The sequence below is a fragment of the Vibrio kanaloae genome, from assembly GCF_024347535.1.
Lineage (GTDB): Bacteria > Pseudomonadota > Gammaproteobacteria > Enterobacterales > Vibrionaceae > Vibrio > Vibrio kanaloae.
Genome location: NZ_AP025497.1, coordinates 1,364,438 through 1,377,023, shown reverse-complemented (window position 1 = coordinate 1,377,023; position 12,586 = coordinate 1,364,438). Strand labels below are relative to the sequence as shown.

Here is a 12,586-nt window from a genome sequence, read left to right as displayed (position 1 = left end):
CATATGCTCACTTTCACCGATGAACAAAATGCCGCTATCGTTTTTGATGGTAGCATGGTGCTAACCGCTTGTCCTGGTAGCGGAAAAACTACAGTTATGGTTGAAAAAATAAGAAAGGAGCTAAATCAATTAGCAGACTACAAGGGTATTATTGGTATCACCTTTACTGTTAAAGCAAGTTCAGAGCTAAAGAAGAAATGCAAATCAGATGGCTTTAACACAAAGTCTAGTTTTTTTGGGACAATTGATAGTTTCTGCCTAGTCGAAATAGTTTATCCATTCTTATATAGTATTCATAATAATATACCTAAAAACTTAGATACGATGTCTTATTTTGATCTAAGTGATGATGATAAACTAGGTTTACCAGATCTAAGTATTGCTGGTAACTTAATTACCATCGACAACTTTAAAGGATATTCCGAGGCTATTTACAACCTAATATCTAAAGGTATTTTGTTATTAGAAGCTAATGGTATTATCGCACTCAAAGTTCTTGAATCGTCAAAGTCATGCAGAAGATATATTAAATCTAGATATACAGCCGTATATGTAGATGAATATCAAGATTCCTCTGAGTCACAACATGCATTGTTTCTCTATTTACACTCCCTAGATTTGAAGTGTATCTCTGTCGGCGATATACAGCAGTCTATCTATGCATTTAGAGGAAGTAATCCGAAGTATCTAAATGACCTGATGAATAATGAAAAATTCAAAGCTCTTTCGATTACGATCAATCATAGATGCCATCCTTCTATAATTAATTATGCTAGTAGACTTTATAATGAGAAATGCCATCTATTAGATACAGATGATAATAGGGTAATTTATTGGAACTTGGATGGCACCCCAGCACAGTGTGCGATTACAGTTAATAACTCTATAGAAAAATTGATTGAAAATGACAAAAGTTTGGTTCTCAAGGATATTGCAGTTCTAGTCAGAAATAACTCATCTTTAGATGTAATAAAGAATAACTTCAACTTGCCTTTGCGTATCTACGAGGATGTTAATCTAGCAAAAATTAACTCAACACCTGCGATAATTGCCAACTCATTACTTAGGTTCTACTTTGATCATTCTTCTCTGATTACTGATGTTATGAATACAATACTGAAGAATATTAATGAAAATGACATCAATTTTTCCCTAATTTCAAATAAAATAAGAGACTGTCGAAAAGAGGTTCCTAATAATATTATCCAATATATAAACAGCTTATTTCATCTTCTAAGAATACAGCCATTAAGTAATATTGAAGAAAGGGAAGTATCAAAAATTCTAACTGATGATTACTTGATGAAACAGTACAAACCTATTGATGATAATGAAGTTCAAGTTATGACTCTTCATAAAGCTAAAGGCTTAGAGTTTAAAGTTGTCTACCACTTGGACTTATACGACTGGATTATGCCAAAAAGAGTTTTCATTAAAGGTAATTATGATGTTATCTATGAAAACTATGAACAGTGCTTAAATTTACATTATGTCGGTATAACTAGAGCTATAGAGTGGTGTGTTTTAGTCACAAGTAACTTACGATTTGGGTATCAGGGCAAAGTTGTTAATGGGCAACCCTCTCAGTTTATCTCGTTACCAACATTAGCAAATCTAAGAAGATAGCTTATTTACTTCGATAAATAATCTTCACGAGTAGTTGTGTTGAGCATTCTTCTTTAAGAGTTACAATTAAACTGGTCGCGTGGTTGACTTGATTTTTTCAGCTATGAATTACCCCTACTTCTTAGGCTACAAAAAAGGCCTCGCAATGCGAGGCCTTTGATTTTCTATCTATCAGAAGAGATTAGTCGCGAAGTGCTGCGCCGAATTTCTCTGAAATTGAAGCTACGATAGCATCTACTGAACCAGCGATGTCTGCATCTTCAAGTGTGCGCTCTACAGACTGTAGGCTAAGTGCGATTGCTAGGCTCTTCTTACCTTCTTCAACGCCTTGACCAACGTATACGTCGAACAGTTTAGCGCCTGTTAGGAATTCGCCACCAGCAGCGATACACGCTTCTACGATGTCGCCAGAAGCGACTGCTTCGTCAACAACAACGGCGATATCACGACGGTTTGCAGGGAACTTAGATACGGCTACTGCTTCTGGAAGCACGCGAGTGTTGATAGCTGCCCATTCGATTTCGAATACGATAGTACGGCCGTTAAGACCAAACTTACGCTCTAGTTCTGGGTGAACAGTACCAATGATACCCACTTCTTTGCCGTCTACTACGATAGCCGCAGTTTGACCTGGGTGAAGTGCTGGGTGCTTAGCAGATTTGAAGCTGTATGCGATTTCGTTTGCTGAAAGCTCAAGAACGGCTTCTAGGTCACCTTTAAGATCGAAGAAATCTACAGTGTTAGTTGCAATGTCCCAGTGCTCTTCGCCACGAGTACCAGAGATAACGCCCGCAAGCATCATTTCTTGGCGCATGCCGTTTTCAGCCGTTGCTTCAGGGATGAAACGTAGGCCTGATTCGAATAGACGAACGCGAGACTGTTGACGCTTCTGGTTGTGAACAACTGTGTTTAGAAGACCTTGGATTAGGCCAAGGCGCATCGCTGACATGTCCGCAGAGATTGGGAATGGCAGGATTAGCGGCTCAACACCAGGTACAACAAGTTTTTGCTGTTCTGGTTCTACGAAGCTGTAAGTGATTGCTTCGTGGTAGCCACGGTCTACAAGAAGGTCACGAACGCGCTTAAGCGGTTGGTCAGCTTCTTTGTGGTCATTCATTTTAAGTGCCGCTTTAGGCGCTTGGTTTGGAATGTTATCGTAACCGTAGATACGACCTACTTCTTCAATTAGGTCTTGCTCGATTGCGATATCGAAACGCCAAGATGGAGACGTTGCCGTCCAACCTGCGTCCGTAGTCTCAACTGCACAACCTAGGCGAGTAAGAATTTCCACTACATCTGTAGATGGGATTTCGTGACCTAGTAGGCTGTCTAGCTTAGCGCGACGCAGAGATACTACGTTTGCTTTTGGTAGATCAGCTTCAGATTCGCTACCGTTTACTGGCGCAACTTCACCACCACAGATATCAACTAGAAGCTGTGTTGCACGCTCCATTGCTGCTGCTTGAAGTGTTGAGTCAACACCACGCTCGAAACGTAGAGAAGAATCTGTGTGAAGGCCGTAAGCACGTGCGCGACCACGGATGTGATCCGGTGCGAAGAATGCCGCTTCAAGAAGTACGTCAGTTGTTTCAGTAGTCACACCAGAATCTTGACCGCCAAAGATACCAGCGATTGCTAGTGCTTTGTTTTGGTCTGCGATAACAAGTGTGTTGCTGTTAAGTTCAGCTTCGTTGCCATCTAGAAGTGTTAGCTTTTCGCCCTGCTCTGCTAGACGAACCACGATACCGCCTTCGATCTTAGCAAGATCAAATGCGTGCATTGGTTGGCCTTGCTCTAGCATCACGTAGTTTGTGATGTCTACAACTGGGTCGATTGAACGGATACCACAACGGCGCAGTTTTTCTTGCATCCAGATTGGAGTGTCCGCTTTCACGTTTACGTTCTTAACCACACGGCCAAGGTAACGTGGACAAGCGTCTGTAGCTTTGATTTCAACAGATACTGTGTCTTCAATGCTTGTTGCAACAGTTTCAACTGCTGGCTCTGTAACGTCTGCGCGGTTTAGTACGCCAACTTCACGAGCAAGGCCACGGATGCTGAAGCAGTCTGCGCGGTTTGCTGTTAGGTCTACGTCGATAGTTACGTCGTTAAGCTCAAGAAGCTCACGTACGTCCATACCTAGCGTTGTGCCTTCTGGCAGCTCAAGGATGCCGTCTGACTCTACGTCGATACCTAGCTCAGAGAAAGAACAAAGCATGCCGTGCGATGGAACGCCACGTAGTTTTGCTTTCTTGATTTTGAAGTCACCAGGAAGTACTGCGCCAACGGTTGCTACTGCTACCGTTAGGCCAAGACGACAGTTAGATGCACCACAAACGATGTCTAAAAGCTCTTTATTACCGTCTGCATCAACAGCGCCGATATCAATTTTAGTTACTTGTAGTTTGTCTGCGTCTGGGTGCTGACCGCACTCAACCACTTTACCTACTTTAACGCCGGTGAATTCACCAGCAACAGGTTCTACATCGTCAACTTCCAAACCAGCCATAGTGATTTGGTGAGCTAGCTCTTCGCTGTTAATTGCAGGTTTAACCCACTCGCGTAGCCAAGATTCACTGAATTTCATAGTTTTGACTGCCCCGGATTACTTGAATTGTTTAAGGAAACGAAGGTCGTTCTCGAAGAACGCACGAAGGTCATTTACGCCGTAACGAAGCATCGTTAGACGCTCTACACCCATACCGAATGCAAAACCAGAGTATTTCTCAGGGTCGATGCCAACAGAGCGAAGTACGTTAGGGTGAACCATGCCACAGCCTAGAACTTCTAGCCATTTGCCATCTTTACGTTTCACGTCAACTTCAGCTGAAGGCTCTGTGAACGGGAAGAATGAAGGACGGAAACGCACTTCAACTTCTTCTTCAAAGAAGTTACAAAGGAAATCGTTAAGAATGCCTTTAAGTTGTGCGAAGTTTACGTTCTCATCAACTAACATACCTTCCACTTGGTGGAACATTGGCGTGTGAGTTTGATCGTAGTCGTTACGGTAAACACGACCCGGAGCAATGAAGCGGAATGGCGGTTTGCCGTTTTCCATCGTACGGATTTGAACACCAGAAGTGTGCGTACGTAGCATTAGATCAGGGTTGAAGAAGAAAGTATCGTGATCAGTACGAGCTGGGTGATCGTCTGCGATGTTTAGTGCATCAAAGTTGTGGAATGCATCTTCGATCTCAGGGCCAGACTCAGTGCTAAAGCCAAGCTCACCAAAGAACTGTTCGATACGCTCAACTGTGCGAGTCACTGGGTGAAGACCACCGTTCTCAATGCGACGACCTGGTAGGCTCACATCGATAGTTTCTTCAGCTAGTTTCGCTTCAAGCTCTGCACGTTGTAGTGCGTCTTTGCGAGCTGCGATCGCTTGTTGAACAGCACCTTTCGCTTTGTTGATCTCTTGACCAGCAGTGCGACGCTCTTCAGGTGGAAGTTTACCTAGGCTTTGTAGTTGAAGAGTGAGTTCACCCTTCTTACCTAAATACTGAACTCGCACTTCATCAAGTGCGACTAACGAATCTGCTGTATCAATAGCAGTCGTTGCATTAGCAATGATCTCTTCTAGATGTTGCATCATTTCCTCATCTACCAGTTGGTAGTGTCCGTATCGGATGATTAGTTTTTTAGATAGCTACACATAGTAATCAAACACGCAACTAATGCCAAATTGAATCGCTAAAAGAACAAGTTATTGACTAAAAACACGGCAAATTTAACAGGACATTAATGAGGAGTAGGAAGAAGTGGAACAATTACTGGTGCCACTCCTTAATTTGGAAATGACCTGAAGGCTAGATCTGAATCGAACAAACGCTGTTCTTCCCCGCATCTTTCGCTAAATAAACAGACTCATCAGCCGCTTTAATCAATTCATTCATTGTTTCAAACTCTTGGGTCATTTCAGCCACACCGACACTAATGCTGCCAATCCAAGCTTGGTTCCCAGTTTCGATCTCTAATTCAGACACTTTCTGTCGAGTCGTTTCTGCGATGTGCATGCCCCCATTAAGGTCGGTATCCGGGCAAATCACCAAGAACTCATCGCCCCCTAATCGACACACAATATCATCGTTGCGAAACCTGTTTTTCAGTTCGTTCGCGAGGGTTTGTAACACCAGATCACCAGCATCATGCCCACAAGTGTCATTAATGCGCTTGAAGTGATCGGCATCGATCATAATGCAGACTAAAGGTATGCCAAATTCTTTCGATTCTTGCCAATGCAAAGCTAACTGTTTAAAAGCACAACGACGGTTAGGTAATTTAGTGAGTGAATCGGTTAACGAGAGCTCTTCGAGTTTCTTGTTCGCTCGTTTCAATTCTGCTGTACGTTCCTCGACTTTGTCTTCGAGTACCTGGTTGAACCGTAACAACTGTTTGTTTCGTTCAGAAACTTGTTCGAATAAGCCTTTAAGCGCTGCTAGTAAAGGGATGGTTGAAGAGTCTTGCTGCTTTTCTTGTGCCTCAAAGGCTTGAAGGGGTGTTGCCCCCTCTTCTATCGCGGCCACTTGTCGCGCCATGTTTTGGTCCATGCCAAGGATGTGATAAGCGAGCCAATGGATGAGGAAGTCTAATAGCTGACGTGCTGATGCCTGATCTTCTTCCAATATGAAGGCTTGCATACTGTAGATATCTCGCATAAAAACACGATGCACTTTGATGTGTTCTTCTATGTGTAAATCATAAACTCCGCACCCTCTCATCAAAGATTCTTCTTCTTTAAAGTGAAACTCAGCATAACTTGTGAGATCAAGTAAAGCGATGCTAATGTCTTCGACTGAAATAGTATTCTCAGACAGCAGGTTTCCGTAGTGGTTGATAAAACCAACAAGGTATTGATGTTGTTCGTCTACGACACCAATACCTGTTTCAAAGTTTTTATCCCAATTAAATGAATTCATAAATCCCTTAGGGCCGATACCACCAGCACAATTTGCATGCATATTCGGAGGTTATAGATGCTCGAAAAATACAACTATTTTACCTATAGGGCTATTCGATTATTTGATCCATTTTATAAAAAGACGACTTTGAACATTCTAAATATAATTCATCTTAAATTTGAGACGCTCCCTTTAACAAGAGCGCCCCACGAATCCAACATTAACTTATTTGAAATGCTCACTTTTTGTAAAGACTAAAAATAGTATTCCAACGCCACCTCAACAAAGTCATCCTTGCGAGCAAAGAACAATAAGTCTTCAGCGGTTTCGTTCTCAAACAACCAAGCGTTCAATCGCCACTTGAGGTTATTATTGATGCGGCTCGATGCTTCGAGTTTTGCACTGTAGACATCGCTGTTATCTAAGTCTTGAGTGATGCCCGTTAATACCTCGGTTCCATCTACATCGTTTAAGGCGAAACGCGCACCAAGAAACACATCGTTTTGGCCGATGGTTTGGGCGTTATTGCCTCGACTGTCATACAAGTATTCAGCAATGAAGCCGATGTCCCAATACGACTCTAGCGCCCCAACCCACGTGTATTCAAAGCCTGTCGCCACGCCAGAGTGGTTGTCGTAGCTGTCGCGATAAATGCTTTCTAGCTTCCACAACCAATCGCCAATAATGCCTTGTACATCAAGCCCGAAATGCTGCATTTGTGCGTAGTATGGCTTGAGATTGCTGCCTTCCACACGGTAATAAGGGTCGCGATTTGTGCCGGCTAAATAACTGAAACCGACATTCCAGTCGCCGTACATTTGGCTATAACGTAATGCCACATCAACATGCTTTTCTTCTCTCGAAGATTCGTAAAGCGCATCGTCTGATACAGGTACGGTTGGTCTTAACCGTCCGTCTTCCCCTGCAAAGGTACGCTCACGAAAATACGGCAGTAACATAGCATCGATGGTTCCCCACTCTTTTATCGATGTGAAGTGCACCATAGGCTGACCCAATTTCGATTCACCATCGACCGATTCAATAGCATCGGTTTGGTTTACTACGTCCACTAAGTGCGCCGATTCGGTCACGCCCCAAAACACCTTGCCGACACCCGCTCGCAATTCGTAGTCATCCCAATACGTTAGGTATAAGGCTTCACGAACGTCACCATGGGTTCGCTCGTCGTCTTCACTGTCTAGGCGATAAAATGGCGTAAAGGTAAAGCTGCCATTACCCTTTTCTTGCTCCCAATAAAACTCTGGTTGTAACACCAGTGAGCTTTGCCCTTTATCTTGCCCTTGTAAGCCATCGCTAAAGAACTGCCTGTGTTCAAGGTTAACCTGCCCTGCCAGCTGTGGGGTGACCTGTTCTACGAACTCAGAGCTAAACCCATCTGCCACACATGGCAACGATACCTGCATAAGCCCCATGGTCGCCACCAAAGTGAAAGATAACTGCGTTCCTGTTGACACAATCCTTTTCATATTCTTGCCTTACTTTGCACGTTTAAGTGTGTTTTTTTGAAAATCCTTGTCCTTAAGACCGGTCTGGAACGCTAAATCTGTCGTGGTTAATACCGTACTTTTACCTGTTTGGTGGTTTTGCATCGACATGGTGTGTGCGCGCCAGTATTGGTTTAGGTATTGTTTGTAGTCTGCGAACGACAGGGTTTTCAGCAATGCGCCTTTACGGTCGTAAAACTCAACCTGAACGGGGCGGTAATATTGTTGATCGAGCCATACTTTCTGCTTGGTGTAGCCTGAATTTTTGTCGGTCGGAACTTGCTCTAAAACAAAGGTATCGACACCTTCGATTTTGGCGTCTTTAATGTAGTTGAAGGTGTACTTTTCTAGCTCAAACGAGCTTAAGTCTTCATAAGCAAATTCACTGCCCATGAACGGGCCCGATTTGTTACGTGAAGAGATGCGTTTTACACGCTTCAACGCAGGCAAATATAGCCATTGGTCATCCGATTTAGAGATGTGTGAATGGTTCAAGAAAGCCGTGCCTTTTACGTCACGTGGCTCATCAAAAATGGTCAGCCCTTTGTCGCCATCGTCATTAACCTCTAACGACTTCAATCGCATTAGGCGCGTACTGCTTTCGCCCTGTTTGTTGCGAAGTAGCATTTCCATTGTCGCGACAGAATCCCCCCACCCCATATCGACAGCTTTACGTTGTTCGGCAATTTCTAGGCCTTTCGCTGGGTCTGCTAACGCAGGGAAAGCTGCAAACGCGCTCATTGTTATCAATGACGTTATTAGTGTTTTCTTTGTAATAGAGTGTTTAATGCTTTTCATAAATTTCTCCTTGAGTCAGCCCACCGCAGCAGGCTGACGATTCCTTATTTGGTCGACGTAGACAGTTCGCCAACTGGTTTAGACGGGCTAGATTGATCGACTTTAGATAGCTTTGATTCGTGCTGAGGTTTGTCTGAATAGTGAGTTTGTTTGTCGAAGATCATCAGCAAGCTTGGTAGCAAGATGAAGTCGACCACCAGCGCAATAAAAATCACAATCGCGCTGAGTAAGCCCATGTCGGAATTGAGTCTGAAGCTCGACATCGCCAGTACAGAGAAACCAGCGACGAGCACAACAGTGGTGATCCACAATGCACGGCCAACAGTGTGGAAGGCATAACGAACCGCTTCCTCCGCGGATTTCCCTTCCAATCGTGCGCGTTGGTATTTACTTAAGAAGTGCACTGCATCATCAACCACGATACCCAAAGTAAGGGTGACTACGACCGACAATCCAAGGTTGATCTCACCAGAGATAAGCGCCCACAAACCAAAGCCAATAATTGCAGGGGCAATGTTTGGCACGAGACTGATCATGCCTAAGCGAACCGAGCGCAATGCAAAGATCATCAAACCAGAGATAAGCACTAAGGTGATAGGCAAAGTTGATAGCATGCTCGCCATATTGGTTTCACCGATGTGAGCAAACATCAGAGATGGACTGGATGCGACCACTTCATATTGCGGCGCGTTGGCTGCAAACCATGAGTAGATGCGTTCTTCGAGTTCAACCAGTTCTACGCTGCCTAGGTTATCGACCGTGAGTACCATTTTTATCGATGACTTATCGACGTTGATCTGGTTGTTCAAGTCCAAGCCATAAGGAAGAGACATCTCATAAAGCAGCAGGTATTGCGCAGCTAATTCCCGGTTAAGTGGCAATTGGTAGTAGCTCTCGTCATCGCCATGCATGTTCTTATTCAAACGCATGTAAACATCGGAAAGCGTTGCCACATGGTCGGTTTCAGGTTGTACACGCAGCCAGTCGGTAAAGTCACCAATCGCTTGCAAAAACACAGGATCAGCTATCGCTTGAGACTCGTTGGTTTTCACTGCAATACTGATGGTCGTCATGCCGCTTACAGTGTCTTCCATGAAGTCGGCCGCTTGTCTAAATTCACTTGAGGTATCGAAATACTTCACCGATTCATCATTCACTTTGTTCAAAGGAATTAACGCCGCAGCGCCGACAATCACAAGAGTTGAAACAGGCAGTAGCGCTTTACGGTGAGTCACCACAAAGTCGCCTAGCTTATCCATAAAGGTCACTTTGCTTTGTGCCGCTTCATTCGTTGGTAAAGTTTTAACTGGTAGCAGTTTTAGCAGCGCAGGTAACATAGTCACGGATAGCAAACACGCTATCATTACACCCAATGCCGATAAGTTACCAAAGTCACGCAACACCGGGGAATCCGACATGTTCATCATCAAGAAGCCTATCGCGGTAGTGACAGACGTTATCAAAATCGGCATCGCATTCAGCTTGATGCTGTATTGAATGGCTTGTGTTTTCTCCATCCCGCGTTGCATGGCTTGTCTCATGGTCACAATCACGTGAACACAGTCGGCAACGGCAAGGGTTAATACTAACGTTGGAACGTTGACCGTTGCCGTGCTAAGGAACATCCCTGCCCAGCCAGATAGCCCCATGGTCGCCACAATCGACGAGATAATCACAAGTAAGGTTGCAACCACACTAAAGAATGAGCGCAGCATAAAGGTCAGGAACACCAACACCACCAACAGCATTAATGGCACGAGCGTTGCGCTGTCTTCCTGAGCCGACATCATAAAGGCGTCATTCATGGCAATGATGCCCGCCTTGTGGAACTCGACATTCGGATAATCGGCTTGGTACTTGGCAATCATGGTGTTGATGGCCGCGATCACTTCTTGCACTTCCGCGGTTTCATCCACTTCAGGTAATTGCACGGTCACGTTAACAATAGTCACGTCACCAGACGCTGATACCAACGCATTCTTGAGTAGTGGCTCGTTTAGGGCAATCTGTTTAACTTTGGCGATTCGCTCTGGTGTATGCTCGTACCCTTCATACAACAGATCTTCCACCAAGAGGTCGTCTTCAATGGCTTCGGTGTGCTGATAATTGGCAAGTGAATCGACACGGCTTGAGTACGGAGTCTGCCAAGCATCGACCGTAAGGTTTTGAATTAAGGTGAGGGTTTCCGGGGTGAAGACATTGCCATTTTCAGGCGCGACAACAATCGCTAGGTTGTCGGTTTTCGCAAAGGTGGTTTGGATTTCTTCGAACGCCATCAACTGTTTGTTGGTGCCTTCGAAGAAGATATTGTAGTCTCCTCTGAAGTAGAGGTTCTTTGCCCCTAATGCAGAGAGCATAATGATTGAAAGAACCACCAGCAAAACGATAAACGAACGCTTGGTAGGTATTGAGTACCAACAGTTATTTAGATTCACGTTATCTAAGTTACTGCTATCTGAGCGGCTACGGCTTAGATTAGGGGTTTCTAAAGCGGGCTTCTGGCTGTCATGTTCCATCACAGTCTCCATTTGTGACGATTCGTCATATTTGTGTCATAAAAAATCAGCCAAAGCTGACACAGACACAATTCTTAGTCATACGTTCAAGAAAACCAAAACTACACTTGGTCAATTTTACGTTATGACGAATCGTCAAAAATGGTCATTAATAAACCCACATGAGTGGGCTTAATGGAAGGTTATCGTCCTACTGATTCTAAGTAAGCAATTTCTTCACTGAACAATTCATGCTCTACACGACGCCAGGTTTTTCGGTAATCCCAATCGCTAGAAAGGGGTTGCCAGTTTAGGCCATCTAGAAGCATATTTGCGTTATGTAATACTGAATACGGGTCTTGTAACCGCTTGATACAACGACTGTTTGATGCGTTCTGTGACAAGGCATTTGAACCGAATGCGATTGACCAGTTTGCAAACACGATGGCATCTGAACCCACACCAGAAGAGAACTTTAGGTCACCCGCTTCTACTGCTTGGTTAACCATAGAGTCGGCTTGTTCAATCACCAGCTCTTCCAGTTCGTTCATCTCGGTAACGCGTGCACTAGACGCTTTCTCTAGTACCCACGGGCTTTTCGCCATGATCGCACAAGTTGATAGTACCGGTTCCATGCGAGCATAGATTCGGTAAGCAACGTGTAATGCGACGATCTTTTCGCGTGTGTTGCCTTCAAACTCTCCAGAGCGAGCAAACATCAATGCCTCGGCCTTTAAAGAATGAATACACAAGGCTAAAACCACGTCTTCTTTGCTGCAAAAGTGATTGTATATCGTACCTTTAGAATAACAGCTCGCGGCCGTTAGCTTATCCATCGTGAGGTTTCCGAACCCTTGTTCTCGAACCAGATCTTTTGCTAACAACATCAATTCTACTTCTCGGTCTGCGATAGACTGCTGCTTTTTAGACAACACGCCTTTGCAACCAAAGATACCTTGTTTATCGCCTTTACAACCAAAGCCAAACATAATTTCTCAGTCCACATATGAGCTTAGCCGTTATCTAAGCTTCGCCAGTATTTAAAACACTCCTATCCAATATATTAACACGAATGATAAATTCATGTATCCAACCATTTTGTGACGCTTCGTCATTTCTGACCTATCGTCATAATAGCGCAAATATCGACCATATCAAGATATTTTGTCAATTAGATACAATTAATGAATAGATAAGAAAACAATCAATAATCAGTATAGAGGGAAGATAGGCACGTTCATGAGGGGACAAGACAAAATTTAGA

Annotated in this window: 8 protein-coding genes; 1 reads left to right on the top strand and 7 read right to left on the bottom strand. The window is 44.0% G+C overall.

Features of this window, described 5'->3' with window-relative positions; genetic code table 11:
- The first annotated feature begins 3 nt into the window (after nucleotides 1-3).
- On the top strand, nucleotides 4-1,626 hold the full coding sequence (locus OCV24_RS06395; RefSeq protein ID WP_150878470.1) for a UvrD-helicase domain-containing protein: 1,623 nt from the start codon (nucleotides 4-6) through the stop codon (nucleotides 1,624-1,626).
- Nucleotides 1,627-1,807: 181 nt separating this feature from the next.
- Here OCV24_RS06395 and pheT read toward each other — a convergent pair whose 3' ends face one another.
- The 7 genes from pheT to OCV24_RS06360 form a co-directional block, all read right to left on the bottom strand.
- A complete protein-coding gene (gene pheT / locus OCV24_RS06390; RefSeq protein WP_150878469.1) occupies nucleotides 1,808-4,213 on the bottom strand; it encodes a phenylalanine--tRNA ligase subunit beta in 2,406 nt (801 codons plus the stop codon).
- 18 nt (nucleotides 4,214-4,231) lie between these two features.
- Complete coding sequence (gene pheS / locus OCV24_RS06385; protein ID WP_004734764.1) at nucleotides 4,232-5,215, bottom strand: phenylalanine--tRNA ligase subunit alpha; 984 nt, start codon at nucleotides 5,213-5,215, stop codon at nucleotides 4,232-4,234.
- A 217-nt stretch (nucleotides 5,216-5,432) separates the two neighbouring features.
- Nucleotides 5,433-6,542: a GGDEF domain-containing protein gene (locus tag OCV24_RS06380; protein ID WP_150878467.1), complete on the bottom strand. Its 1,110-nt coding sequence runs from the start codon at nucleotides 6,540-6,542 to the stop codon at nucleotides 5,433-5,435.
- 236 nt (nucleotides 6,543-6,778) lie between these two features.
- Nucleotides 6,779-8,011 carry a hypothetical protein gene (locus OCV24_RS06375; protein WP_150878463.1) on the bottom strand — a complete coding sequence of 411 codons (1,233 nt, stop codon included), beginning with the start codon at nucleotides 8,009-8,011 and terminating at the stop codon, nucleotides 6,779-6,781.
- A 9-nt stretch (nucleotides 8,012-8,020) separates the two neighbouring features.
- Complete coding sequence (locus OCV24_RS06370) at nucleotides 8,021-8,770, bottom strand: outer membrane lipoprotein-sorting protein (RefSeq protein WP_244291734.1); 750 nt, start codon at nucleotides 8,768-8,770, stop codon at nucleotides 8,021-8,023.
- Nucleotides 8,771-8,871: 101 nt separating this feature from the next.
- Nucleotides 8,872-11,355, bottom strand: a complete 2,484-nt coding sequence (locus OCV24_RS06365; protein ID WP_150878459.1) for an efflux RND transporter permease subunit — start codon at nucleotides 11,353-11,355, stop codon at nucleotides 8,872-8,874.
- A 170-nt stretch (nucleotides 11,356-11,525) separates the two neighbouring features.
- On the bottom strand, nucleotides 11,526-12,311 hold the full coding sequence (locus OCV24_RS06360) for a TetR/AcrR family transcriptional regulator (RefSeq protein WP_017057503.1): 786 nt from the start codon (nucleotides 12,309-12,311) through the stop codon (nucleotides 11,526-11,528).
- Nucleotides 12,312-12,586 lie beyond the last annotated feature (275 nt).